The following is a 25934-nucleotide window of genomic DNA, read 5'->3' as shown; positions in this document are numbered from 1 at the left end:
CTTGATTGGTCACTCAGTTCATTGAAACCTAATTTGATACCAAGGTATCTAATTGGATTATCATCAACGAGTGCCCACACAGATTGATAGGTCTATATTGTTAAAGAGCACACTCTGAAGTTACCTTCAAAGTGGACGGCCATTTTATCGATATAACTTTTCGTGTCAAACACTTTTTTAAGTTATTTCTCTGCGAGTTATTTTCCAACTCAACCGCTTTGCCACCTCGGTTCTGCTTTGCTTGCTTCCCCTAGACAACGGAGGCGAATTATAGGGAGTTCGTTTAAGAACGCAAGCCTATTTTTCAAAAAAAACTGCCTCTTTTAAACCGTTCGAATAAAAAACAATCAAAACCTAGTAAAAGGGGAGTAAAAAGGGGCCTTACGGCCCCTAATAGTTGAAGTTGATCACATTTAATTTTGAATTAATGCCTTTATTGGTGAGCGATAATTTGGTCATTGCTAACGATTAACTGAATTATCTTATCGGGTAAAATTTGCCCAGCAAGAATGGATTTCGCTAGTGGGTTCTCAACATATTGCTGAATGGCACGCTTTAGTGGGCGCGCACCATACACAGGGTCGAAACCAACCTGAGCAATCAAATCGAGCGCTTTCTCAGACACCTCAAATTGATAGCCTTTCTCTTCTAGTCGTTTCGCTAAACGTTCTAGTTGAATAGATGCAATTGACTTAATGTGGTTTTGACCTAGAGGATGGAACACCACGCTTTCATCAACACGATTTAAGAACTCCGGTCGGAAGTGCTTACTAACCACGTCCATCACTTCATTCTTAATACCTTGGTAATCCAAAGTTGCAAAATTCTCTTGGATTCGAGCAGAACCTAAGTTCGATGTCATGATCACTACTGTATTCCGGAAGTCAACTGTGCGACCTTGTCCATCGGTGAGGCGACCATCGTCTAACACTTGAAGCAAGATATTAAATACGTCCGGATGTGCCTTCTCTACTTCATCTAACAAGATGACAGAATATGGTTTACGACGAACAGCTTCGGTTAGGTAGCCACCTTCTTCATAACCAACGTAGCCTGGAGGAGCACCAACCAACCTTGCTACGGAGTGTTTCTCCATGAACTCTGACATGTCGATACGCACCATCGCATCTTCACTGTCAAACATGAAGCTCGCGAGTGTCTTACACAGTTCTGTTTTACCTACACCAGTTGGACCTAAGAATAAGAACGATCCAATCGGTCGATTCGGATCAGATAATCCAGCACGACTACGGCGAATTGCATTTGATACCACTTCCACCGCCTCTGCCTGACCAATAACACGCTTATGTAGAACATCTTCCATGCGAAGCAGTTTTTCTTTTTCTGCTTCTAGCATTTTCGATACCGGGATACCGGTTTGCTTAGAAAGCACTTCGGCAATTTCGTTATCTGTTACTTTATTTCGCAGCAGAGTCATCTCTTGCATTTCGGCCTGTGTCGCAAGATCGAGTTGCTTCTCTAGCTCAGGAATACGGCCATATTGCAATTCAGACATACGGTTTAAGTCACCCGCACGACGCGCAAAGTCCATATCCATGCGAGCCTGCTCTAACTCACCTTTAATATGTTGTGTGCCGGACAGTGCGGCTTTTTCGGCATTCCACACCTCTTCTAGCTCTGCGTATTCACGCTCTTTTTCATTCAACTCATCATTAAGAACATCCAAGCGTTTTTCACTCGCTTCATCATGCTCGTTGCTTAGCGCTTGTTGCTCAATTTTAAGTTGGATGATTTTACGTTCGAGTTTATCTAACGACTCAGGTTTAGAGTCGATCTGTAAACGAATGCTCGAAGCCGCTTCGTCAATTAGGTCGATCGCTTTATCTGGCAACTGACGGTCAGAAACATAACGGTGCGACAAACTTGCTGCAGCAACAATCGCAGGATCAGTGATCTCTACATGATGGTGCAATTCATAACGCTCTTTCAAACCCCGTAAGATCGCTATCGTATCTTCTACCGTAGGCTCATCCACAAGCACTTTTTGAAAACGACGCTCAAGCGCGGCATCTTTTTCTATATATTGACGGTATTCATCCAACGTTGTTGCGCCCACGCAGTGAAGTTCGCCACGGGCCAATGCTGGCTTTAGCATGTTACCCGCATCCATTGAGCCTTCACCCTTACCTGCACCGACCATGGTATGAAGCTCATCGATAAATAGAATGACATTGCCTTCTTCTTTGGCTAACTCATTCAGTACAGACTTCAATCGCTCTTCGAATTCACCGCGGTATTTGGCACCAGCGACCAATGCCCCCATGTCTAGAGACAACACACGGCGACCACGTAGGCCTTCTGGTACTTCATTATTAATGATGCGCTGCGCAAGCCCCTCGACAATCGCGGTCTTACCCACTCCGGGCTCACCAATGATGACGGGATTGTTTTTGGTACGACGTTGTAATACTTGGATGGTTCGACGAATTTCGTCATCGCGGCCGATAACTGGATCCAACTTCCCCTGCTCTGCTCGTTCAGTAAGATCTATGGTGAACTTTTCCAATGCTTGGCGCAGCTCTTCAGCATTCGGGTCTTTGACTTTTTGACCACCTCTGATCTTTTCGATCGCTTGGCTAACTTTTTGCTCGGTCAGCCCGATCTCTTTAAATAACTGACCAAGTGGGCCTCGATCCTCTAACGCAGCTAATAAAAAGACTTCTGAAGAAATGTAGGAATCCTGACGATTTTGAGCAACTTTGTCACACAGGTTGAATAAGGTTCCCATCGAACTTGATAGCTGAACATCACCGCCAATGCCACTGACTTTTGGCAGTCGATCTAACATTTCACTCAACTTAGAGCGAAGATGAGTAACATCCACATCTAACATCGTCAGTAGTGGACGAATTGGGCTACCGTTCTGATCGAGCAACGCCACCATTAAGTGCACGGGTTCGATATATTGATGATCGCGACCTAACGCTAGTGACTGCGCATCAGAGATAGCGATTTGAAACTTACTGGTAAATCTATCAAGACGCATATCAACCTTCCTAACTTCAACTGAAGAAAATTCTTTAACAGTTAGAAAGATGGATACTACTGGGGGGAAATTCAAGGGAGTAAATCAATAAAGATAGCTTTGCAACAATAGCGATACCTTTAAGTAAGGTCTGGTTGATATGCTTATTCTTCAATCCAAATAAAAGTCGCTTGTCGACCCGTCACACCATCACGACGGTAAGAATAAAAAGAATCTGAGTCTTGAAAAGTACAAAGACCTGAATCGAACACTTGTGTGACGCCAGCTTTGTTCAAGCGCTGAGTTGCGAGTTTTGACATATCGGCAAACCATTTGCCGGAAATATCTCGCGGTAGAAATGCATGTCGAGCTTGTGAATCAAAATCAACAAACGCTTGTAACACATCGTCACCAACTTCAAATGCTTGAGGACCTATTGCTGGCCCAAGCCATGCGATAACTTCACCAGAAAATAACTCTAATGCATTTTCAACGATGCCGTTCGCTAGACCTCGCCAACCTGCATGAACAGCGGCGACTTGTGTACCTTGCGTATTCGTCAGCAACACCGGCAAACAGTCTGCGGTCATCGCTGAACAAACAACATGCTGAGAAGAGGTGAACACACCATCGGCATCCAACACATCCAAAGTTGGCTCGTTAATTTGAGCAACGACAGTAGAATGCGTTTGATTTAACCAAACTGGCGCATTCGGCATACTTACTTGCAGCGCCAACCAATCACGATTCTTTTCAACTAACGACCAATCATCCCCAACATGCGCACCTAAATTCAGTCCTTGATAAGAACCCGTAGAGAAGCCCCCGACTCGTGTTGAGGCAAAAGCTTTTACGTTTTTAGGTGCAGGCCAGTTGGGAATAATTATCTTCATATTAGAACTCGTCTGGCAAACCGTATTCTTCCGTATCTTTGCGCAGCGCTTCCGTCATTATCACCATGTCATCTGGAATAGGAGCATGGAACTCAAGCTCTTCGCCAGTGATAGGATGCTCGAAACGTAGCATTACTGCGTGTAGTGCCTGGCGGTCGAAACCACGAATCATCTCCGTCAGTTCTTGTGATGCACCCGTTGGGATACGGGCACGGCCACCATAAGCAGTATCACCTAGGAGCGGATGCTGTAGGTAAGACATATGAACACGGATTTGGTGTGTACGGCCGGTTTCTAGACGCAGACGAATACGCGTGTGTTCACGGAAGTGCTCCGCCACACGGTAGTGTGTTACCGCCGGTTTACCCAGAGGCGCAACCGCCATCAGCGTGCGCTTGGTAGAGTGACGACCAATGGGCTGATCCACTTTACCACCTGCCGTCATACGGCCGATCGCAATCGCTTCGTACTCACGCGTGATGTTACGTTTTTGCAGTGCACGCACTAAACGAGTTTGCGCTGGTACTGTTTTCGCAACGACCATCAGACCGGTTGTGTCTTTATCCAGGCGGTGCACGATACCTGCACGCGGTACTTCAGCGATGTCTGGGTAGTGATGTAACAATGCGTTAAGAACAGTGCCATCTGGCGTACCTGCACCTGGGTGTACTACAAAATCACGAGGCTTGTTGATCACGATGATGTCATCATCTTCGTAGACGATATCTAGCGGGATATCTTGTGCCTCCCAGCGTTCTTCATCTTCCAGCTCGGCTTGCAAGGTAATTTCCTCGCCCCCCATTACTTTGGTACGAGGTTTAGTGACAACTTCACCATTCACTTGAACCTTCCCGTCAAGCAACCATTCTTTTAGGCGCGAGCGAGAAAAGTCAGCGAATAATTCGGCGATAGCTTGGTCTAAACGTTGACCTAACTGGCTATCTTTTACGGTGTTGGTTAAAACAATCTGCTGAGCCATATCGAACTTTTTTAAAAACTGTGAGACTAATGCTCACGACTGTGGAAAAATAGAGTATTACATCATTGTATCTGTTACTGGAAAGAAAGTAACGGCAGCTTAAGAAATATTTAGATTCAAGGAACAGACTCCTGATATGAAACATCAGACTTTAATAGGCCTTTTAGCGGTATCCCTTCTGTTTGGCTGTGCAAGCAAAGAAGAAATCGTTCCTGATGTGCCACCTTCTGAACTGTATGCAGACGCACAAACATCTCTACAAAGCGGTAACTGGCTTTCTGCGATCGAAAAACTAGAAGCATTAGATTCCCGTTATCCGTTTGGTGCTTACTCAGAACAGGTACAACTTGACCTTATTTACGCATACTACAAAAATGACGATTTAGCACTGGGCTTAGCAACAATTTCTCGTTTTATGCGTTTAAACCCAACTCACAAAAAAATGGACTGGGTGCTTTACATGCGTGGTTTGAGCCACATGGCGCAAGACCGTAACTTTATGCATGACTTGTTCAGTATTGATCGTAGCGACCGTGATCCAGAACCTGTAAAGAAAGCCTTTGATGACTTCAAGAAACTGTTAGAGCGTTACCCAACCAGCCCATACGCAGAAGATTCGCAAAAGCGCATGGTAGCATTGAAGAATCGCCTTGCTGAGTACGATCTGGCCACTGCGGACTTCTACCTACGCCGTGAAGCTTGGATCGCAGCCATTAACCGCGCTCAGGAGTTGCAAAAAGCCTTTCCAGATACCGAGGCTGCTCGTAAGTCGCTTAAGATCCAACTTGCCGCCTATAAAGAACTCGGTCTAGACGATGCCATCGTAAGAACAGAAGAACTCATTAAACTCAATCCTGTCAAATAACCTCCTACCGCCACAGCTGACTCTGTGGCGTTTTTTCATCGAAGCTAAACAGCCATGAATTAAGCACCAAGCAATTACTTGGTTCTTTTTAGGCTCCAACGTCTACACTTAAGAGACTATTCTCGTTTTGTCTGGGTGTGATTGTGTCATTAATAAATCGATGGGTAGTTTTCTGGTTAGTGCTACTCATTTCAGCATCGATTAATGCTCTAGGTTTATCCCCACTAAAGCAACCTCCATATATCGGAGACTTTTCCACTCTCAAAGAGCGCAATCTCGTTCGGGTATTAGTAACCGCTGATCTTGGATTCTATTACGTTGAAAATGGTCAATCTAAAGGCATCGCTGCTGAACTGTTGACAGAATTTGAGAAAGATCTGCGTAAAATCCAACCATCACTACACATTCAAGTCATTCCCGTCCCTAGAGATAAGATATTGACATATTTAGAGGAAGGATTTGGAGACCTAGCTATTGCTAACTTAACGAAAACCGAAAGTAGAGAACAGCTTGTCGACTTTAGCGACCCATTGCGGACAGGCATTTCAGAGTGGGTAGTCACCAATAAGGATATACCAACGATCACCGACATCACTCAGTTAAGCGGCAAAGAATTGTCGGTTCGTAAGAGTTCAAGTCATTATGAAAGTATTCTGTCGTTGAACAAAACTTTTGCCAAGGCAGGGCTTGAACCAATCTCTGTGCATTTTGTTGATGAAACAATACAAGATTATGAACTGCTTCAAATGCTAAACAAAGGTTACATACAAGCTATGGTCCTCGATAGTCACAAAGCCGATCTATGGCTTAATCACATGGATACATTACGTGTACACGAAATCATCCCCTTAAGAGAAGATGCTGAAATAGCATGGGCAGTACGAGAAAATAGCCCAGAAATAGAAGCCATTGTGAATGCCTTCATTAAAAAAGCAAAAGAGGGAACCTTGTTGGGAAATATCTTAGATAGCCGTTATCTAGAAAATACTGATTGGCTCGATAAAGTTCTCAGCCCACAAACCCTTAGTAAGCTTGAACAACTATCCACTCTTTTTAAAAAATACGCTGATAAATATCATTTTAATTATTTGATGATTGCGGCTTTAGCGTATCAGGAGTCTGGATTTAATAATAACTTAGTTTCTAAAAGAGGGGCGGTGGGTATGATGCAGATTTTGCCAAGTACGGCTAGGGATGCAAATGTAAACATAAAAAATATTAAAAACTTAGATAATAATGTTCACGCTGGAGTTAAGTATTTGAGCTTTCTTCGTAAACAATATTTCAGCGATAATTCGATAACTCGTGAAAACCAAGTTTACTTAACACTTGCCGCCTACAATTCAGGGCCAGGAAACGTTGAAAAGATGCGTAAAAAAGCGATGCAAGAAGGTTACAACCCAGACATATGGTTTCAAAATGTTGAAACGGTTATGAGGGGAAGTGGCTTTAGCGAGACAGTTAACTACGTACGAAATATTAATCGCTATTATGTCATATATAGTCATTTGCTTCGCTTAGCGGGAGAAAAAAACGACACATCAAGTCCCAACTCAAGTTCAAGTCCGAAAAGTTGACCGTATGTTTTAAGCTGAATGAATCTTGCTAGGTAAAGGGGTCACTTGGGGAAAGGTACCCCACTTTTAACTCACCATCGAAACACTAAAATGTGCGATGCATATCACGATTTAATATTGATTAATTTTTGAGTTGCTAGAATTACAGGCTGTAAAATATCCCTAAAAACGGGTTAGTTTTCAGCTCAACACTCTATTCAATCTAATGATTTAGAATCCGATAACAAGCTATTTCCGCATAAATCTAGACAGTTCTTGAGTCAGATCACATTCGTTTTTGAACGCCAAAAACCCAGCCTGAATGGTGACTTGGATCACATTCTTTTCTCGTCAAAGCGGTAATCTGAACTTAACCCATGAGGGATGAAACAGAGGAAAACTTTTATGACAATGAACATTACTGGTAAAAACATCGAAATCACCTCTGCAATCCGCGCTCATATTGAGAGCAAATTCAAGAAGCTGGAAAAATGGCAAGTCGACATCATCGGATGCCAGGCAACATTCAGTGAGGAACCAAACAAACAGAAGAAATTCGAAGCCGTTATTAAAGTTCCTAAAGGCCAGCTAATCGCCTCTGCAACTCACGAAGATCTGTATGCAGCTATCAACGAAGTGGAGCAAAAACTAGAACGACAATTGAATAAGCTGACCCACAAACCTGAAGCTCGACGTGCGAATAAGCCTGAGCTAGTGGAAGAAGAAGAGTAAATAGACCAGATTGAGGAAATAGCGCCGAAAGGCGCTATTTTTTTGCTTGACGCTCCCCGCCAGCTTGCTTATTGTGTTTAAACACTCACAAATTAACCACTATTTATGCATTTAACCAACCTGTTTATTTTTGACTTCTTTTTCCTTCCATAGTAGGAGGGGCTAACTCGTTTGTGAAAGAAAAGTCAAAAACAAACAGAAAGCCTCCCAAATCGGGGGGCTTTTTTTATAAGGAAAGAATTGATGACTGACCAACCTATTTCCCTGGATGAAATTCGTTTACGTTTGAATGAGCTCGATGACCAACTGCTTAGCCTACTGTCCGAACGCCGAAAACTCAGCATTGAAGTAGCAAAAAGCAAAGTACAAACGTCAAAACCTGTTAGAGATGCAGTCCGTGAACAACAACTTCTCGTTAAACTGATCACTAACGGCCGTGATAAATACGAACTCGACGCTCAGTACATCACCAAACTTTTCCATACCATCATCGAGGACTCTGTACTCCTTCAACAGAGCTACCTACAAAACTTAGTCAACCCACAACAAAGCCGTAAGCCTTTAGCTCGTGTTGCTTTTCTTGGTTCAAAGGGTTCTTACTCCCATCTTGCCAGCCGTGAGTACTTTAGCCGTAAGAATACCGAGCTGATTGAACTGAACTGCGAACACTTCAAAGAAGTGACTCAAACTGTTGAATCCGGCCATGCAGACTATGGCGTATTACCTATAGAAAACACGAGCTCTGGCTCTATCAACGAAGTTTACGACCTTCTTCAGCACACTACGCTGTACATTGTAGGTGAACTCACTCAGCCTATCGAGCACTGCCTTGTTGCAACGAAAGATATTCGCCTTGAGAACATCAAAACACTTTACTCTCACCCGCAACCACATCAGCAGTGCAGCGAGTTCCTAAGCCGCATGAAAGGCGTGAAACTAGAATCTTGTGCTAGCACCGCTGATGCGATGCAAAAAGTGCAAGAGCTTGCCCGTGATGACGTAGCTGCTATTGGTAACGCATCAAGCGGCAAACTGTACGGCCTGCAAGCTATCCAAGGTAACATTGCGAATCAAACAGAAAACCACACACGCTTCATTGTGGTAGCTCGTAAGCCTGTTGAAGTGTCACCCCAGATTCCAGCGAAGACAACGCTGATCATGTCTACATCACAAGAAGCCGGATCCTTGGTTGAAACGCTGTTGGTTCTGCAGCGCTACGGCATCAATATGACCAAACTAGAGTCACGTCCAATCATGGGTAATCCATGGGAAGAAATGTTCTATGTAGACTTGGAATCTCATCTTGGTTCAACCGAAATGCAACAAGTGCTCGAAGAACTCACTAAGATAACTAAGCATCTGAAAGTATTGGGATGTTACCCAAGTGAGAACGTAAAACCAACCCAAGTAAAATTGAGTTAATGGACATCAATGAGTAGAAAGATCATGGTAGACCAAAAAGTCGTTATTGCTTCGCTTAACCCAGCCAAAATCAAAGCAGTAGAGAGTGCATTCCAAAGCGCTTTTCCACAACAAAGCTTCGAGTTTGTTGGCGTAAATGTCCCCAGTGAAGTGGCTGAACAACCAATGACGAATAAGGAAACGCACCTTGGCGCACTAAATCGTGTACGCAATGCGAAAAAAGTCATAACAACTGCAGATTTCTATGTCGGTCTTGAAGCGGGTATCGAAGGTAATGTGACGTTTGCTTGGATGGTGATTGAATCAGAAACACACCGCGGGGAGTCGCGTTCAGCGAGCCTAATGCTACCACCAGAAGTATTGAAGAAATTAGAACATGCTAACGAACTTGGTGATGTAATGGATGAAGTGTTTGGCACGGAGAATATCAAGCAGAAAGGCGGTGCGATTGGTTTACTAACACAGCACCAACTCACTCGCAGTTCAGTATATCATCAAGCCTTGATTTTGGCTCTAATTCCATTCACCAACCCAGAACACTTCCCGTCAAATCTGTAATACCAATCGTAGTAAATAACGGTTCATTTTTGCGTGGTAAAACTGACAGAGAAAAACAGCATTAAAAAAGGGCGATAGTGTCGCCCTTTTTGCTATCTGAAACTTAACATTATTGAGCGCCCTGCTCTAACAACGTTTTAAGCTTATCTTTGTCTGCGTCAGACTTCGACTTCAATTCATTAGAACCACGGGTAATGGTCGCAATACCAACCCCAAGCATTTGACTGATTTGACGCTGAGAAAGCTCACCTTTAAGCAGTTCATTGAGAATGTTCACACGCGCGGTGAGTGATTCTCTCTCATCCGGTGTCATTAGCATAGTCAGCAGCATCTCATGTTGCTGGTTATCTACACTTGAGCGAATCAGTTCAACAATCTGTTGCCAGTCTTTGTACTCAGGTTCATGTGACATCAAGTTACCTCACTCAATACTTGGTATTGATCTCGTTTTGGGTCAAGAACGCACCATCAACGCCCAAAAGATCACGATAGTAAGTTTCAAACATCAAGATATTCTGCACGTAACCGCGTGTCTCTTTAAATGGAATCGCTTCAATAAAGGAATAAGCGTCTACTTTTCCTTGGGTTCGCTCTCGCCACGTTTTTACTCGGTTAGGTCCAGCATTATAAGCAGCGAGCGCAAAAATACGATTATTATCGTAATCCTCCATCAAGCCTTGCAGGTAATGACTGCCTATTTCAATGTTCTTACCCACGTTATATAAGTCTTCTGTTCCTTGATACTTGAGCTTGTATTTACGCGCGGTGTACTTTGCCGTAGCAGGCATGATCTGCATCAAGCCACGAGCCCCCACAGGAGAGCGCGCCTCTGAATCTAGCGCACTTTCTTGTCTAGCTAATGACATCATCGTGATCGGATCGATATTGTGCTTATCTGCATAAAAGTTAAACCACCAGCGATGTGCTACTGGGAATCTCAATTCCATGTTGTCCCACATTTTAGCCTGAATACTCGCCGCCACGGTTAGGTGGTACCAGCGTTTTGAGGCAGCATAAGCCGCTAGCATCGTTTTCTCATCGTTGTCTACACGACGTAGCAAATGTGCCCATTCGCTTTTGGCTGCAGCAATTTTGTCTGTTTCAATTAACTCTTCAATTCGAAGCAATGATTTTTGGTACGGTTGAATGGCCTTCTTGTCCAACGTTACAGAGCTCGATGGATACTTTATTGACTGCCCAATCGCATTGGCTGCCGCGACACTGTAAAAGTTACGCTGACCGACAAGTTTAGCGAGTCGTTTTTTACCAGCCCCTTGCTCACCAAGAGCAATCTCACTACGTCCTAACCAGTACTGCCAGCGAAGTGATGCCTGCTCCTCTTGATTCAGTACTGCAATCCATTTTTGCACACCTTCCCAATCGCCATTTTGAATCGACAGACGGATACGACTCTCAATTAATGGCAGGTGTTTACTGGTTTTCGTTTTGTCATCTCGCCACTTAGCCAACGATTCAGACTCGGTACGAATCAAACGAATCGCAATGTAATCTGCGAGAGCTTGCGCTTCTTGCGGCGAGAACTTCTGCCCTTTGACAACAGACGCGTATGCAACTTGCGCTTGTTCAATATTCTTACGAGCCAGCTTTTTTAACGCATATTCACTCTGCGCACGATTGAAGTCATTAGCAGATTGCTTCTTGGCAAACCCAGCTACGCTTTCCGGCTTATCAAACAGGGCTTTCATCGCCTTAGCTTGCTGCTGCGCTTTCGCCGACTTCGGTAGCTTTTGCAGATAGGTAATTAAACCACCATTGCGCGCATCAAACGCCAACAACATACGTTGCAAGATCATGTCATCAGTACGTCCGCCCGATTTATCCCAAGCAAAAAACAACGGATCGCATTCATCGGCAATGCTCTTACCTCGCAGCCACATATGTTCAGCACCTTTAAAGGCCGCGACTTGTTTGCCTTGTTCTAGCTGAGCGACATAAAAGATACACTGATAACGCTCACCACTGGGCTCAAACTTCTGGAACTCGGTAATAGTTTTCCAGTCTTTCTGGCGATATAGACTATCTAGGTAAGGGGCGCGAATCCGACGTGAGAATGGAAAAGCCTCATAGTCTTTAATAAATTCATCCACCTGCTCAGGGGACTTACTCGATAATTGCCTCAAAAACACTCGATAATCCACATAAGGGGTCAGCGGATAATCGGCGATTTTGGGACGAATAGACAAATAACCATCGATATCATTGTTATCTATTAGGTTTTGAGCCTGTTCGTAGACTTGACGCTGCTTTTCTAAGCTTAGCGCCGCGCTTGCTGTCACACTTACCGCACATAAAGCGGCTGCATAACATACTCTTTTAGCCAATTCAGATACGTTGAATGTCATGTGCGTCATTTCCCCAGACGTTGTTCTCTTTACTCTCCGCCACGAGCAAAAGCAAAACGTGACGGAGATAAAGCATATGCATTTATTTGCATTCTATTACACGCTCATTGTAAAGCGACTTGATATAATAAATGTTGTGCTCGTGAAACTTTAGAGCCTTGCAAAAAGAATAGATTCCATAAAAGTCATGGTTCATCATCAGAGTCCGTTCTATTTATAGGCGAACAACAAAAGTGTATACCCTAAGCATGTGAGTTTCCGGTCAGCGATAAAGAAGAAATCACACGAGATTGGAATTTCTTGCAATGCGGTAACAAAACTGGATGAGTTGGTATAAAATAGTCGCTTTAAATGACAGTTAATTTAGGAACGATCGGCAATGGCTGAATACGTATATACCATGTCGCGGGTGAGCAAAATCGTGCCACCTAAGCGTCAAATTCTTAAAGACATCTCTCTAAGCTTTTTTCCTGGTGCCAAAATCGGTGTTTTAGGTTTGAACGGTGCGGGTAAATCTACTCTGCTGCGTATCATGGCAGGTATCGATACCGACATCGATGGTGAAGCTCGCCCACAACCTGGCCTTAACGTAGGTTACCTGCCTCAGGAGCCAGTACTAGACGAATCAAAAACGGTTCGTGAAGTTGTTGAAGAAGCCGTTGCTGATGTTGCTGGCGCTCTTACGCGTTTGGATGCGGTATATGCAGCGTATGCTGAGCCTGATGCAGACTTCGATGCACTTGCAAAAGAGCAAGGTGAACTGGAAGCGCTGATTCAAGCGAAAGACGGTCACAATCTAGATAACGCACTAGAGCGTGCTGCAGATGCCCTTCGCCTACCAGAGTGGGATCAAAAGATTGCCCACCTATCTGGTGGTGAGCGTCGCCGTGTTGCCATTTGTCGTCTGCTTCTAGAAAAACCAGACATGCTATTGCTAGACGAACCAACCAACCACTTGGATGCTGAGTCTGTTGCATGGCTAGAGCGCTTCCTTGTGGACTACACTGGTACTGTCGTTGCTATCACGCACGACCGTTACTTCCTAGATAACGCGGCAGGCTGGATCCTAGAACTTGACCGTGGTGAAGGTATTCCTTGGCAAGGTAACTACACCTCATGGCTAGAGCAAAAAGATGCCCGTCTACAGCAAGAGTCATCTCAAGAAAGTGCTCGTCAAAAAACCATCGAGAAAGAACTGGAATGGGTACGTAAGAACCCGAAAGGTCGCCAAGCAAAATCTAAAGCTCGTATGGCTCGTTTTGAAGAGCTGCAAAGCACTGATCATCAAAAACGTAACGAAACCAACGAACTGTTCATCCCGCCAGGTGAGCGCCTAGGTGATAAAGTTATCGAAGTGAACAACCTGACGAAGTCATTCGACGGTCGCGTTCTTATCGATGATCTATCGTTCAGCATACCTAAGGGTGCAATCGTAGGTATCATCGGTGCCAACGGTGCGGGTAAATCAACCCTATTTAAGATGTTAAGCGGCACTGAGCAGCCAGATTCAGGTACTATTGAACTGGGTGAAACAGTGAAACTGGCGTCTGTTGAACAGTTCCGTGACTCAATGAACGACAAGAACACGGTATTCCAAGAGATTTCTGAAGGCGCTGACATCATCAAGATCAACAACTTCGAAATCCCTGCGCGTGCTTACTGTTCTCGCTTTAACTTCAAAGGCTCAGATCAGCAGAAGATCATTGGCGAGCTATCAGGTGGTGAGCGTAACCGTGTACACCTTGCTAAGCTGCTTAAAGCTGGCGGTAACGTACTGCTACTCGATGAACCAACCAACGACCTTGACGTTGAAACGCTACGAGCACTAGAAGAAGCACTGCTCGAATTCCCTGGCTGTGCCATGGTTATCTCGCACGACCGTTGGTTCCTAGACCGTATCGCTACGCACATCATCGACTACCGTGATGAAGGTCAGGTTAACTTCTACGAAGGTAACTACAACGAGTACATGGAATGGCTGAAGAAGACCCTTGGTCCTGAAGCAGCTGAACCACACCGCATCAAATACAAGCGCGTATCGAAGTAATTTCGGTTATAAGATGAGTGTGTGGTATATCACCCTACGCTCACCTTTGCTTGTCATTCGTACAAAGGTCGCTATCATAGCGGCCTTTATTGTATGGGTTGCATAAATAACTCGAAGTGCCTCCCAAGTAGGCCAAGAGCATGACCACTAGCTAGCCTAACTCTGTAGCTGTCTCGACATTTCAAGAGCAAAGATTGAACAATCTTTGTACTGCTTGATATAATCTTTCAATTGTTTGAATACTTTACGAGAAAGCTCTATGACGGAGAGACGACACTTTTCACGCATCATCTACCAAGTATCGACTCTAATTGAGCAAGGTGACTTGGCAATGCAAGCTACGATTCAAGATCTTTCATTACATGGCTTGCTATTAAAAGTTGAAGATGCAAAACCGTTGAATTCGTCACTTCCGGTAGAAGTGGGCTTCTCATTTATTCAATCAGAACAGGTGGTGCAGCTAAGTGCTGGTATCATTTCAATTGCAAACAATGAGATTCGGTTAAAGATAAGCGACATAGACATCGAGAGTATTAGCCAACTAAAACATTTTATAGAATTGAATGTAGGCAATAACGCGCTTCTGAATCGAGAGTTAGAGCACCTTTCAGGTTTAGAGGAAGAATAAATTGTGCGCCTACTTTAGTAACAATAACTATGTCTAAAAAAATTACCATGCTGATCCCGACAAAAGATGGCAATCAGCAATTTCATTTGGGTCGCCTTTCGATCCTAACCATCTGTGCATCCGTTGTTACATTGCCCGCAGTCGTCGGCGGCGCATGGTATCTGAACCAAAAGCAGGTTCATGATACACAGACCCTTAGCCAGACCATAGCTAAGCTTGAAAGTGAAAAAGCAGAAATCACTGCGCTTTACGAAGAACAATTGGATACCAACCACTCACTGTCTCAATCTCTGACGGACAAAAACAACCAGATTCAACTGCTAGGCAAGCGTGTCTTTGATGTTGAGTCCGTACTAGGCCTTGCTGATGAAGAGCTTGTCGGAGATGAAAATAACCTAGCATTGGAAGTGCGTATCGATGCGGCGGCGGTTGACTCTGCTGTGCGCGCAACCATGTTTCGTTTGATCCCAAACGACAGCCCGATGACCTACCAGCGTATCTCTTCGTCTTACGGCTCTCGAGTTAACCCTATCTCAGGCAAACGCCATGTCCACACTGGCATTGATCTAACCTGTAAACGTGGTGAAGAAATTCTTGCGCCTGCCGATGGTGTCATTGAAACCGTTCGCCCTAGTAATAAAGGCTACGGTAATTACCTGACATTACGCCACTCGTTTGGTTTTTCTAGCTCCTTTGCTCACTTACAAAAGTTCAACGTAAAAAGTGGAGAGTTTGTCAGTAAAGGCGATGTGATTGCTAGATGTGGTAACTCAGGAAACTCAACAGGCCCTCACCTTCATTATGAAGTACGCTTTCTTGGTCGTGCTCTTAATCCGCAGTATCTAATGGATTGGACCCCAGAGAACTTTAACTACGTATTTGAAAAAGAGAAGAAGGTAAAGTGGGGGCCACTGGTACAGCTCATTGATAATGTAGTTCGTCTACAGGTCAACCTGACCAACTCACCGTACCGCGATACTCGTATCAGTACTGTTTCGAGTGAAAGTAGCAGTCAGACAAAAACCAACTGATAGAAGTTGGCTTCAGTGCAACAAAAAAGAGCAGCCTTGCGACGCTGCTCTTTTTATCATTCAAACCAGCAATTATCCGCGGTGAATATTGTCGTTGGCTTGTTTTAACAGGTTTTGGCTCTCATGCATAAATTGCTGAGAGTAATCACCAAACCAATCACTCACTTGCTCAAAGCTTTCAACAAACTCTGCTTTGTCTTTGCTATCTAGGATGCTTAGCGCCTCCCCAAAACGTTGGTGGAATCGCTTAATCATGTCGATGTTCTCTTGCGACGAAAGAATGATATCACCGTAGAGATGTGGGTCCTGACCAAACAGACGCCCTACCATCGCTAACTCCAAACGGTAAATTGGCGAACTCAGTTTTAACAGCTGTTCAAGGTTTGGATTCTCTTTGCTTAGGTGCATGCCGTAAGCAAATGAAGTGAAGTGACGCAACGCCTGAATCAGTGTCATGCCATGATCATGCTCTTGCGCATCGATTTGGCACAGGCTTGCTCCCCAAATACCAAGCTGCTGCAATAGCCATTGGTATTGCTCGTTGCCACGACCATCGCAGTACACGATCACCTGTTTTGCCAAGCTTGATACATCTGGGCCAAACATTGGGTGCAAACCAACTACTGGGCCTTGGTGTACATTCAGCATTGCTTGCAAAGGCTTGTACTTGATAGAAGTCAGGTCACACAAAATACAGTCTTTTGGCAGGTTACCTAGCTTTTCAATCACACCTTCTGTTAGGTGAATCGGCACAGTAACCACAATCAGCCCCGCATCTTTTAGGATATCATCCGCGTGATCCCAGTCTTTGCTGCCCAGCACTTTTACTTGGTAACCAGATAGCTTGAACATTCGGCCAAACAGACCACCTAGCTGACCATTACCACCAATAATAACCACTGAGCGCAATTCAGGGTTCAAACACTTAAAACCAGAATCTTTCTCGCTGGCATAAGACTCACGCATGATTCGACGAAGAATGTCTTCAATCAGCTGTGGAGGAATCCCCATTTTTTCAGCTTCAGCTCGTCGTGACGCCAGCATTGCTGCCTCACGATCAGGGGCGTAAATTGGCAAACCGTGTTCGCTTTTTACGTCACCCACTTTCTCTACTAATGCTAAACGCTGAGCCAGTAGATCCAACATTTGCTTGTCGACCGCATCAATTTGATCGCGTAATGCGTTAAGTTCAACTGCCATTGATGTTCCTTAAATTAGTTCCGTTTTAGCCTTTAAGACGAGTCTCTAAGAAAGGCACCAGCTCTTCATGTGCATGACGTAATAGTGCCTCAGTTGAATCCCAATTGATACATGCGTCGGTGATCGATACGCCGTATTTCATCTCTTCAAGTGCAAGGTCTGAAGATTGGTTACCTTCATTGATATGGCTCTCAATCATCAAACCGATGATCGACTTATTACCCTCACGGATTTGGTGAATCACGTCTTCTGCGACTAATGGCTGGCGGCGGTAATCTTTACGTGAGTTCGCGTGGCTGCAGTCCACCATCAATGATGCATCTAAACCAAACTTCGCCATATCTTGCTCACACTCGGTGACAGAAACTGAATCGTAGTTGGTTTGTTTGCCACCGCGCAAAATCACGTGGCCATTCGGGTTACCTTGTGTGGTCAGTAGCGCCACTTGGCCTTCGCGGTTTATCCCCATGAAGCGGTGACTCGAAGAGGCGGCTTGCATAGCGTTGATCGCCGTAGCCAAACTGCCGTCCGTACCATTTTTAAATCCGATAGGCATAGAGAGACCACTTGCCATCTCACGGTGAGTTTGTGATTCCGTTGTGCGAGCACCAATTGCTGCCCAGCTAAAGGTATCAGCAAGGTATTGCGGGCTGATTGGGTCAAGGGCTTCTGTTGCTAGCGGGATTTCCATCTCTGCCAGTTCCACCAGCAATTCACGACCAACATGCAGACCATGTTCAATGTCGAAGCTGCCGTCTAGGTGTGGGTCATTGATCAGGCCTTTCCAACCAACGGTGGTTCGAGGCTTCTCAAAGTAAACACGCATTACAATATACAGTTGGTCGCTTAGTTGTTCTGAAAGCGCTTTTAAACGCTTAGCGTAATCCTTCGCTGCCTCTAAGTCATGGATAGAACATGGTCCACATACAATAAGTAGACGATGATCTTTCTTGTGAATGATGTCAGCAATAGTTTGACGAGACTCTTGAATGAAACGGCGTGCCTTTTCACTTAGAGGAAGCTTAACTTTTAGCTCCTCAGGCGTGATCAGTACTTGTTCTTCGCTGATGTTGATGTTGCTCAATTCACTTCTTTGCATAACCTTCCCTGTATACTTATTTTTACACCAAGCCAGTTCCTTAGCGAGACAACTAAGCTTAACCAACAAGATAACAGGCTAAAAAAGAATTACAACTGTATACAATAAAAAACATTTAGTGCAAATTAAAGTTTACACCAGAGAGGAAGCCGAAGCTCAGGGCACTTCGGCTTTAAATGGGCTTTTTTTTTGAAAATTTACGTCTCCCCCTGAACACACCATTATTCAGAGGTGAAATGGTTAGCCAATCAATCGTTCCATGGCTTCAGAGGCTTCTTTCCACTCTTGCGAGAGTTTTAGATCGCTTAGAGAAAAGCCTTGCTTCTTCAACAAGGTCTCAGCAAGAGGAACAGAAGTGATTGGCAGATTATCAAGCACTTCGACTTGTGCATCGCGTTTGTTGCAAACCAGCAGCATGTCGCAGCCAGCGTTTAATGCTTGTGCACCACGCTGAGCAGGGCCACCCATGATCGCAGCACCTTCCATGGTCAAATCATCGGAGAAGATCAAACCTTTAAAACCAAGTTGCTGGCGCAGGATTTGTTTTAGCCAATACTCAGAACCACTTGCGGGTTGGTCATCATAATTTGGAAAGATGACATGAGCAGGCATCATCGCATCTAAGATGCCAGAATCGATTTGCGCTTTGAAAATGGCTAGGTCTTGCTCAAAGATATCGCTACGCTCATCGTATGGCGTCTCTAGATGTGAATCGGCAATCACACCACCATGACCCGGGAAGTGCTTGCCCGTTGTTGCCATACCGACACTCTTCATGCCCTGCATGTAAGCGGTGCTATGACGTAAAATGGTGTCCATATCTTCACCAAAGGCACGGCTACCAATCGCTTTACATTGGTGACCTTTATCGAGCACTGGCGCGAAGCTCAAGTCAATACCATGAGCAATCAGCTCTGCCGCCATTAACCAACCGCCCATACGTGCTAGTTCTTCGCCATTTTGGTGTTTGGCGTATTCATCTGCTGAAGGAATCAAAGAGAACCCTTCACGAAAACGCTGAACTCGTCCCCCTTCTTGATCCACACCAATCAAAATCGGTCGCTTAGCCGCTTCGCGGATGGATTGGGTAAGCGCTTGAAGCTGCTCGCTATCATGATAATTGCGAGTAAATAAGATCAAGCCACCAACCGTTGGATGTTCCAAAATTTCTCTGTCTTCCGCAGTCAGTTCATAGCCTGCAACATCAACCCATAACGGTCCCATTTTTTCTCCTCAAAATCGGCTGAATATCTCGTATTCGATGAGGTTATTCGCTTCAGAATTGCTTTACAATAAGTGAATCGAAGAATTGACGGAATTGGCTGTGAATCTTAACAAACTGTATATCGGTGTGATGTCTGGAACCAGCATGGACGGCGTAGATACCGCACTGGTTGAAATCGAAGATAACCGTGTTCGCTTAATCGCACACGATGACTATCCAATGCCCGCTCCTATCAAGCAGACGCTATTATCGGTTTGCACAGGGCAAGACACGAATCTCAAAGCCATTGGCGAGCTCGACCATCAGCTTGGGCATCTGTTTGCTGATGCGGTTTTACAGCTGTTGGATAAGTCGGGCTATTCTGCAGAGCAAATTCGAGCCATAGGCAATCATGGTCAAACCGTGTTCCATCAACCAACTGGCGATCTGCCCTTCACCACCCAACTAGGAGATGCCAACATCATTGCAGTAAAGACTGGCATTGATACCGTGGCCGACTTCCGCCGTAAAGACATGGCGCTTGGCGGACAAGGAGCGCCACTCGTGCCGGCTTTCCACAAAAGCATCTTTGCGATGCAAGACTCCACAACAGTAGTGCTCAACATTGGAGGTATTGCCAATATCTCCGTCCTGCATCCTCAGCAACCTGTCATTGGTTATGATACAGGTCCGGGCAATATGCTAATGGATGTATGGTGTGAGCAGCATACCGGACAAGGCTTCGACAAAGACGCGCAATTTGCTCTACAAGGCACCATCGACTCTGCTTTGCTAACTCAACTCTTGGAAGCGCCTTACCTTGCTATGTCGGCGCCTAAGAGCACAGGGCGAGAGCTATTCAATATCGATTGGCTACATCAACAGTTAGATCACCACAATACCTCCGCACAAGATGTACAACGCACGCTGTGTGAATACTCTGCCGTGACGATTGCAAACGAAGTGGAAAAATTCACTTATGGTCAAACACCTCAGCTATTAGTATGTGGCGGCGGAGCGAGAAATCCATTACTAATGCAACGTCTAGCGGAACGTCTACCAAAATGGGAAGTGGCAACAACAAATGACAAGGGCGTTGATGCTGACTATATGGAAGCCATGGCATTTGCTTGGCTTGCGCAGCGCCACATTGATGGGCTGCCAAGCAATTTACCGGAAGTAACGGGCGCGAGTCGCCTTGCTTCACTCGGTGTACTCTATCCTAAAAACTAAATGCGTTGTGCCAGACACAACTTCGAAATGAAACGAATTCAGTATTCAAAAGGCTTAAACCATTATGACAAATGACGCGCTTATTGCCGCTCTTGCCCACCTGGTATCAGAAGGTCGCAACCCAGATACGATGGATATCGACCTACTGCCATCACTGGACATTGTTCATCGTCTGAATCAACAAGACAAACTCGTACCGCTTGCGGTTGAGAAAGTGCTGCCTGAAATCGCACTCGCCGTGGATAAAATCACCGATGCATTTAAAGTCGGTGGTCGTCTGGTTTACATGGGCGCAGGCACCAGCGGTCGCTTAGGGGTACTGGATGCGTCTGAATGCCCACCAACGTTTGGCGTGTCAGACAAGATGGTGATTGGCTTGATTGCGGGCGGGCCTGAAGCCATCCTAAAAGCGAAAGAAGGCGCGGAAGACTCTCCGACTCTCGGCGAACAAGATTTGAAAGACATCGAGTTCACCAACCGTGATGTGGTCGTCGGCATTGCTGCCAGTGGGCGCACCCCCTACGTGATTGGCGGCTTGGAATACGCCAACGAGATTGGCGCGACAACGGTGGCGCTGTCTTGTAATCCAGACTCTCCCATTGCAGACATTGCTAACATCGCGATTTGCCCAGTAGTCGGCCCTGAAGCCTTAACTGGTTCAACTCGTTTGAAATCAGGCACCGCACAGAAACTGGTTCTGAACATGCTGACCACAGCGAGCATGATCCGTTTAGGTAAGAGTTACCAAAACCTAATGGTCGATGTGAAAGCAACCAACAACAAGCTGGTTGCTCGCGCCGCGCGTATCGTGATGCAAGCGACTGACTGCAATAAAGAACAAGCGACCAAAGTGCTCAAGCAAACGGATTATGAAGTGAAACTGGCGATCTTAATGATCCTGACCGATCTGGATATTGAATCTGCTCGTGCGCATCTGCATCACCAAGATGGTTTCTTGCGCAAAGCTGTAGAAAGCCACCAGTCAAACTAAACCAGAGGAGACCAAGTGGTCTCCTTTCGATGCTGATCATTGTTATACAAATCATTGTAAATAAGTGATCAGAAGTAGCGTAGGAAAAGCGTTTGAGAACAAGGCGAAAAATTTCGATAAGTAGTTATTCTACAATCAATTTACTTTGAAACGAAAAGTTAACGCTGTCATCGGGCGTTGTAAAAAGCTAATATGAGCAAAGAGTTACTACGATGCTATTAGTTACTGTATTCGTTCCAACCGCGTTGCCATTCCATACGGAACTTCTGCGCTTGCGGTGTGCCTTCGCATACACCTTCGTAGTACTGACCAGACAAGCCCATCTGGTACGCGAAGTCTGGATTACAGTACTCGGCAACCCCTTCCAAATATCCTTGGTCGTAATCACCTTGCTTTGCGTTACCTAACGCACTGAGATCTTTCATCGTACGTGATGTATGCCCAGTGATACCATCTTGATAGCCAATCTGATACCAGTCACCGGATTGCGCCAGTTCTTCCGTGGTTGCCGCACATCCCGCCAGTAAAGCCAGCGCCAAGCCTAACGTTACCTTTTCCATTATTCTTCCTTAACTAGTTGTTTCCTAACAAGCTTACCACTAAAGCCTGTGGTTTGCCGCTTATCTGTCGATTTCACCACTTAACTCTTGAGGTAACCGCTTACCCTTGATAGCAACCACTCAATCCTTAGCATAGCCACTAAGCAAACGATAAAACCACTTAATCTTTATATCGACCACTCGCTTCTCTATTCGACCACTCATCCACTGAGCGAATGCACTTAACAAAAGAGGCGAATACCATACATCTTGAGCTTAAAAAATTACCCTACCTAATAACCCAAGGACAATTGCTATGATGTGGTTTCTAACCTGTGTCGCAGCCCTCATCGGCGGATACTTCATCTACGGCGCTTTCGTTGAGAAAGTTTTCGGTATCAATGAGAATCGCCAAACGCCTGCCCATACTAAAACGGATGGTGTTGACTACGTTCCAATGTCAACCAAACGCGTTTACCTTGTTCAGCTACTTAACATTGCTGGTGTTGGTCCTATCTTCGGTCCAATCATGGGTGCCCTATACGGCCCAGCGGCAATGCTGTGGATTGTTGTAGGTTGTATCTTCGCTGGTGCGGTACACGATTACTTCTCAGGCATGCTTTCTGTTCGTAACGGCGGTGCATCAGTACCAACGATTACCGGTCGCTACCTAGGTAATGGCGCAAAACACTTTATGAACATCTTTGCCATTGTCCTATTGCTTCTTGTTGGTGTGGTATTTGTATCAGCGCCAGCAGGCATGATCACGAACCTAATCAACGACCAAACCAGCCTAAGCGTCAGCATGACGACCATGGTTGTGTTAATTTTCGCTTACTACATCATCGCGACAATTGTTCCTGTAGACAAAATCATCGGTCGTTTCTACCCACTGTTCGGTGCTCTACTGATCTTCATGTCAGTCGGTCTAATGACAGCGGTTGCGTTCTCTAGCGAGCACACAGTGATGGGTAACTTCCAAGTGAGCGATATGTTCACTAACTTGAACCCGAACGACATGCCTCTATGGCCGGCGCTATTTATCACTATCGCATGTGGCGCAATCTCAGGCTTCCACGCAACTCAGTCTCCACTGATGGCGCGTTGTATGGAAAACGAGAAGAACGGTCGCTTCGTATTCTACGGTGCAATGATTGGTGAAGGTGTTATCGCGCTAATCTGGTGTGCTATCGCTCTGTCTTTCTTCGGTACAATTGACGGTCTTGCAGAAGCAGTGAAGAACGGCGGTCCTGGTAACGTGGTATACAGCGCTTCATTTGGTCTGCTAGGCGTATTCGGTGGTGTGATTGCTTTCCTTGGTGTAGTTATTCTGCCAATCACTTCTGGTGACACTGCGTTCCGTTCAAGCCGTCTGATTCTTGCTGAATACTTCGGTATGGAACAGAAAACACTGCGTAACCGTCTGCTAATGGCTATTCCACTATTCGTTATCGGTGGCATCCTGACTCAAGTCGACTTCGGCATCATCTGGCGCTACTTCGGCTTCGCAAACCAAACCACGGCAGTAATGATGCTTTGGACTGCGTCAGCTTACCTACTGCGTCACAACAAGCTGCACTGGATCACGACTATCCCAGCCGTGTTCATGACCACCGTTTGTGTGACTTTCATTCTGAACAACAGCACCCTAGGTTTTGGGCTGCCAATGCAAATTTCGACTATCTCTGGCGTTCTGTTCGCACTAGCCGCGGCGGCTTACGTTATCAAAATCTCGAAAGGCAAAGGTGACTCTGAGTTCGCCGATGAAGAAAAACCAGAAACGGTCTCTGAAACAGCATAGTCGATACCTCCATTTATCAACCCACTCATTACCCATGATGGGGTAAGATACAGAGCCTGCCTATCGCAGGCTCTTTTTGTTTCTCAGATAATTCCCATACAATAAAAATCTCGATTTCAGGTTAGGCTCGCTATGGAACTGGTCATCTCCCTATTGCAACAAATGTGCGTTTACTTAGTGCTGGCTTACATGCTGAGTAAAACGCCGATCATTTTGCCTCTGCTGAGCATCTCTTCACGCCTTAGCCATCGGCTCATTTGTTATGTGCTTTTCTCTGGCTTTTGTATTCTTGGGACCTACTTCGGCTTACAAATCAACGATGCTATCGCCAACACACGTGCTATCGGCGCGGTAATGGGAGGACTGTTTGGTGGACCAGTGGTTGGCTTCGCCGTGGGACTGACTGGCGGCATCCATCGCTATACTTTAGGTGGCTTTACCGATTTAGCCTGCGCGATTTCCACCACAGCTGAAGGCTTGATTGGCGGCTTACTGCATGTTTACCTCATCAAGCGCAACAAAGGTGCGATGCTGTTTAATCCAAGCGTGGTATTCAGCGTCACTTTTGTAGCGGAAATCGTGCAGATGGTTCTGTTGCTCGCTGTCGCCAAACCCTTCGACCAAGCCTATGAGTTGGTTTCAACTATTGCAGCCCCGATGATCATTGCGAACTCAGTTGGTGCAGCTTTGTTCATGAGTATTCTGCAAGATCGTAAAACCATTTTTGAAAAGTACTCAGCGACCTTTTCCCGCCGAGCATTGAGCATCGCCGATCGCTCAGTCGGTATTCTGAGTACCGGCTTTAACAGTGAGAACGCCGATAAGATTGCCCGTATCATCTATGAAGAAACCAAAGTCGGTGCGGTCGCCATTACTGACCAAGAAAAGATTCTGGCTTTCGTTGGCATAGGTGATGATCATCATAGGCCAAATACTCCAATATCATCGCAAAGCACACTCGATTCAATGGAGAAGAACGACATCATCTACCTTGATGGCAGTGAACGCCCCTACCAATGTTCATTGGCACAAGACTGTAAACTGGGCTCAGCACTGATCATCCCACTGCGGGCAGGCGAAGAGGTGGTGGGTACTATTAAGCTTTATGAGCCAAAGCGTAAACTGTTCTCCACTGCAAATATGTCGATGGCGGAAGGGATCGCTCAGCTACTATCGAGCCAAATTCTCTACGGCGATTACCAACAGCAGCAAGCTTTATTAGCGCAAGCAGAAATTAAACTGCTGCATGCTCAGGTGAATCCACATTTCTTGTTTAACGCGTTAAATACCATTAGTGCCATCACCCGTCGTGATCCCGACAAAGCTCGAGAGCTGATCCAAAACTTGTCGCACTTCTTCCGCAGCAACTTAAAACAAAATATCAATACCGTGACGCTAAAAGAAGAGCTAGCCCACGTAAACGCTTACCTCTCGATTGAGAAAGCCCGCTTCACTGATCGTCTCGAAGTAGAAATGAACATTGAGCCTGCATTACTCGACATCAAGCTACCAAGCTTTACCTTGCAGCCGCTGGTAGAAAATGCAATCAAGCATGGCATTTCTCATCTGTTGGAAGGCGGTCAAGTAAAAATCTATAGCCAGCCACACCCACAAGGTCACCTGATTACCGTCGAAGACAATGCTGGCAGCTATGAGCCACCACAAGAGAATCACTCTGGTTTAGGCTTGGAAATTGTTGATAAGCGACTGTCAAATCAATTTGGGCGTGATTCAGCGCTAAAAATTACGTGTGATAAGAACCAATTTACTAAAATGAGCTTTATCATCCCTCCATCAGCATAAACAC

The 25934-nt window shown here is 45.4% G+C and carries 21 protein-coding genes and 1 other annotated feature; of the genes, 12 read left to right on the top strand and 9 right to left on the bottom strand.

Annotated elements, in window-relative coordinates; translation table 11 throughout:
* Nucleotides 1-433: 433 nt before the first annotated feature.
* The 3 genes from clpB to rluD form a co-directional block, all read right to left on the bottom strand.
* A complete protein-coding gene (gene clpB, locus AK965_RS07025; RefSeq protein ID WP_099078951.1) occupies nt 434-3007 on the bottom strand; it encodes an ATP-dependent chaperone ClpB in 2574 nt (857 codons plus the stop codon).
* A gap of 143 nt (nt 3008-3150) precedes the next feature.
* Nucleotides 3151-3879: a peptidoglycan editing factor PgeF gene (gene pgeF, locus AK965_RS07020; RefSeq protein ID WP_099078950.1), complete on the bottom strand. Its 729-nt coding sequence runs from the start codon at nt 3877-3879 to the stop codon at nt 3151-3153.
* A gap of 1 nt (nt 3880) precedes the next feature.
* Entirely contained in the window at nt 3881-4858 is a 978-nt protein-coding gene (rluD, locus tag AK965_RS07015) for a 23S rRNA pseudouridine(1911/1915/1917) synthase RluD (protein ID WP_099078949.1), read from the bottom strand.
* A 136-nt stretch (nt 4859-4994) separates the two neighbouring features.
* Here rluD and AK965_RS07010 point away from each other — a divergent pair, with 136 nt between their 5' ends.
* The 5 genes from AK965_RS07010 (at nt 4995) to yjjX (ending at nt 9991) form a co-directional block, all read left to right on the top strand.
* Nucleotides 4995-5723 carry an outer membrane protein assembly factor BamD gene (locus AK965_RS07010; protein ID WP_099078948.1) on the top strand — a complete coding sequence of 243 codons (729 nt, stop codon included), beginning with the start codon at nt 4995-4997 and terminating at the stop codon, nt 5721-5723.
* A 143-nt stretch (nt 5724-5866) separates the two neighbouring features.
* Entirely contained in the window at nt 5867-7300 is a 1434-nt protein-coding gene (locus tag AK965_RS07005) for a lytic transglycosylase F (RefSeq protein WP_253252669.1), read from the top strand.
* Between the two features lie 384 nt (nt 7301-7684).
* The gene (raiA, locus tag AK965_RS07000; RefSeq protein WP_005447957.1) at nt 7685-8011 is read left to right on the top strand and encodes a ribosome-associated translation inhibitor RaiA; all 327 of its coding nucleotides are present in this window, start codon (nt 7685-7687) and stop codon (nt 8009-8011) included.
* A gap of 108 nt (nt 8012-8119) precedes the next feature.
* Nucleotides 8120-8241 (top strand) — a sequence feature (Phe leader region).
* A 13-nt stretch (nt 8242-8254) separates the two neighbouring features.
* A complete protein-coding gene (gene pheA, locus AK965_RS06995; RefSeq protein WP_099078947.1) occupies nt 8255-9433 on the top strand; it encodes a prephenate dehydratase in 1179 nt (392 codons plus the stop codon).
* Between the two features lie 24 nt (nt 9434-9457).
* On the top strand, nt 9458-9991 hold the full coding sequence (yjjX, locus tag AK965_RS06990) for an inosine/xanthosine triphosphatase (RefSeq protein ID WP_172438097.1): 534 nt from the start codon (nt 9458-9460) through the stop codon (nt 9989-9991).
* 109 nt (nt 9992-10100) lie between these two features.
* Here yjjX and trpR read toward each other — a convergent pair whose 3' ends face one another.
* Together trpR and sltY are read right to left on the bottom strand one after the other, a co-directional pair.
* Nucleotides 10101-10403 (bottom strand): trp operon repressor, encoded by a 303-nt coding sequence (gene trpR / locus AK965_RS06985; protein WP_005440603.1) that lies wholly within the window; start codon nt 10401-10403, stop codon nt 10101-10103.
* Between the two features lie 13 nt (nt 10404-10416).
* Entirely contained in the window at nt 10417-12363 is a 1947-nt protein-coding gene (gene sltY, locus AK965_RS06980) for a murein transglycosylase (protein ID WP_099078945.1), read from the bottom strand.
* Nucleotides 12364-12733: 370 nt separating this feature from the next.
* Here sltY and ettA point away from each other — a divergent pair, with 370 nt between their 5' ends.
* The 3 genes from ettA to AK965_RS06965 all read left to right on the top strand — a co-directional run bounded on the left by ettA (nt 12734) and on the right by AK965_RS06965 (nt 16060).
* Nucleotides 12734-14401 carry an energy-dependent translational throttle protein EttA gene (gene ettA, locus AK965_RS06975; RefSeq protein WP_099078944.1) on the top strand — a complete coding sequence of 556 codons (1668 nt, stop codon included), beginning with the start codon at nt 12734-12736 and terminating at the stop codon, nt 14399-14401.
* A gap of 259 nt (nt 14402-14660) precedes the next feature.
* Nucleotides 14661-15029: a PilZ domain-containing protein gene (locus tag AK965_RS06970; RefSeq protein ID WP_099078943.1), complete on the top strand. Its 369-nt coding sequence runs from the start codon at nt 14661-14663 to the stop codon at nt 15027-15029.
* Between the two features lie 29 nt (nt 15030-15058).
* Nucleotides 15059-16060 (top strand): M23 family metallopeptidase, encoded by a 1002-nt coding sequence (locus AK965_RS06965; protein ID WP_099078942.1) that lies wholly within the window; start codon nt 15059-15061, stop codon nt 16058-16060.
* 72 nt (nt 16061-16132) lie between these two features.
* Here AK965_RS06965 and tyrA read toward each other — a convergent pair whose 3' ends face one another.
* The 3 genes from tyrA to nagZ form a co-directional block, all read right to left on the bottom strand.
* Nucleotides 16133-17260: a bifunctional chorismate mutase/prephenate dehydrogenase gene (tyrA, locus tag AK965_RS06960; protein WP_099078941.1), complete on the bottom strand. Its 1128-nt coding sequence runs from the start codon at nt 17258-17260 to the stop codon at nt 16133-16135.
* Nucleotides 17261-17285: 25 nt separating this feature from the next.
* A complete protein-coding gene (locus AK965_RS06955) occupies nt 17286-18359 on the bottom strand; it encodes a 3-deoxy-7-phosphoheptulonate synthase (RefSeq protein WP_099078940.1) in 1074 nt (357 codons plus the stop codon).
* A 240-nt stretch (nt 18360-18599) separates the two neighbouring features.
* Nucleotides 18600-19583, bottom strand: coding sequence for a beta-N-acetylhexosaminidase (gene nagZ / locus AK965_RS06950; protein ID WP_099078939.1), 984 nt, complete (start codon nt 19581-19583; stop codon nt 18600-18602).
* Between the two features lie 100 nt (nt 19584-19683).
* Here nagZ and AK965_RS06945 point away from each other — a divergent pair, with 100 nt between their 5' ends.
* Both AK965_RS06945 and murQ read left to right on the top strand, forming a co-directional pair.
* Nucleotides 19684-20796, top strand: coding sequence for an anhydro-N-acetylmuramic acid kinase (locus AK965_RS06945; protein WP_099078938.1), 1113 nt, complete (start codon nt 19684-19686; stop codon nt 20794-20796).
* Between the two features lie 64 nt (nt 20797-20860).
* The gene (murQ, locus tag AK965_RS06940) at nt 20861-21787 is read left to right on the top strand and encodes an N-acetylmuramic acid 6-phosphate etherase (RefSeq protein WP_099078937.1); all 927 of its coding nucleotides are present in this window, start codon (nt 20861-20863) and stop codon (nt 21785-21787) included.
* A gap of 218 nt (nt 21788-22005) precedes the next feature.
* Here the strand turns inward: murQ and AK965_RS06935 are convergent, their stop codons facing one another.
* Nucleotides 22006-22347, bottom strand: a complete 342-nt coding sequence (locus AK965_RS06935) for a DUF2799 domain-containing protein (protein ID WP_099078936.1) — start codon at nt 22345-22347, stop codon at nt 22006-22008.
* A gap of 295 nt (nt 22348-22642) precedes the next feature.
* On the opposite strand from AK965_RS06935, the gene AK965_RS06930 reads away from it, so the two are divergent.
* Together AK965_RS06930 and AK965_RS06925 are read left to right on the top strand one after the other, a co-directional pair.
* Nucleotides 22643-24127 (top strand): carbon starvation protein A, encoded by a 1485-nt coding sequence (locus tag AK965_RS06930; protein ID WP_099078935.1) that lies wholly within the window; start codon nt 22643-22645, stop codon nt 24125-24127.
* A 132-nt stretch (nt 24128-24259) separates the two neighbouring features.
* Complete coding sequence (locus AK965_RS06925; RefSeq protein WP_099078934.1) at nt 24260-25930, top strand: sensor histidine kinase; 1671 nt, start codon at nt 24260-24262, stop codon at nt 25928-25930.
* Nucleotides 25931-25934: the final 4 nt, after the last annotated feature.

This window comes from Vibrio sp. PID17_43 (genome assembly GCF_002608565.1).
GTDB lineage: Bacteria > Pseudomonadota > Gammaproteobacteria > Enterobacterales > Vibrionaceae > Vibrio.
This window is presented reverse-complemented; position numbering and strand designations above follow the sequence as displayed.

Coding starts and splice junctions, on each gene's coding strand:
- clpB (WP_099078951.1), bottom strand. CDS start 3,007: ATGCGTCTTGATAGATTTACCAGTAAGTTTCAAATCGCTATCTCTGAT.
- trpR (WP_005440603.1), bottom strand. CDS start 10,403: ATGTCACATGAACCTGAGTACAAAGACTGGCAACAGATTGTTGAACTG.
- pgeF (WP_099078950.1), bottom strand. CDS start 3,879: ATGAAGATAATTATTCCCAACTGGCCTGCACCTAAAAACGTAAAAGCT.
- AK965_RS06955 (WP_099078940.1), bottom strand. CDS start 18,359: ATGCAAAGAAGTGAATTGAGCAACATCAACATCAGCGAAGAACAAGTA.
- AK965_RS06935 (WP_099078936.1), bottom strand. CDS start 22,347: ATGGAAAAGGTAACGTTAGGCTTGGCGCTGGCTTTACTGGCGGGATGT.
- ettA (WP_099078944.1), top strand. CDS start 12,734: ATGGCTGAATACGTATATACCATGTCGCGGGTGAGCAAAATCGTGCCA.
- nagZ (WP_099078939.1), bottom strand. CDS start 19,583: ATGGGACCGTTATGGGTTGATGTTGCAGGCTATGAACTGACTGCGGAA.
- AK965_RS06970 (WP_099078943.1), top strand. CDS start 14,661: ATGACGGAGAGACGACACTTTTCACGCATCATCTACCAAGTATCGACT.
- AK965_RS07010 (WP_099078948.1), top strand. CDS start 4,995: ATGAAACATCAGACTTTAATAGGCCTTTTAGCGGTATCCCTTCTGTTT.
- pheA (WP_099078947.1), top strand. CDS start 8,255: ATGACTGACCAACCTATTTCCCTGGATGAAATTCGTTTACGTTTGAAT.
- AK965_RS06930 (WP_099078935.1), top strand. CDS start 22,643: ATGATGTGGTTTCTAACCTGTGTCGCAGCCCTCATCGGCGGATACTTC.
- tyrA (WP_099078941.1), bottom strand. CDS start 17,260: ATGGCAGTTGAACTTAACGCATTACGCGATCAAATTGATGCGGTCGAC.
- rluD (WP_099078949.1), bottom strand. CDS start 4,858: ATGGCTCAGCAGATTGTTTTAACCAACACCGTAAAAGATAGCCAGTTA.
- sltY (WP_099078945.1), bottom strand. CDS start 12,363: ATGACGCACATGACATTCAACGTATCTGAATTGGCTAAAAGAGTATGT.
- yjjX (WP_172438097.1), top strand. CDS start 9,458: ATGGTAGACCAAAAAGTCGTTATTGCTTCGCTTAACCCAGCCAAAATC.
- AK965_RS06925 (WP_099078934.1), top strand. CDS start 24,260: ATGGAACTGGTCATCTCCCTATTGCAACAAATGTGCGTTTACTTAGTG.
- AK965_RS06965 (WP_099078942.1), top strand. CDS start 15,059: ATGTCTAAAAAAATTACCATGCTGATCCCGACAAAAGATGGCAATCAG.
- murQ (WP_099078937.1), top strand. CDS start 20,861: ATGACAAATGACGCGCTTATTGCCGCTCTTGCCCACCTGGTATCAGAA.
- raiA (WP_005447957.1), top strand. CDS start 7,685: ATGACAATGAACATTACTGGTAAAAACATCGAAATCACCTCTGCAATC.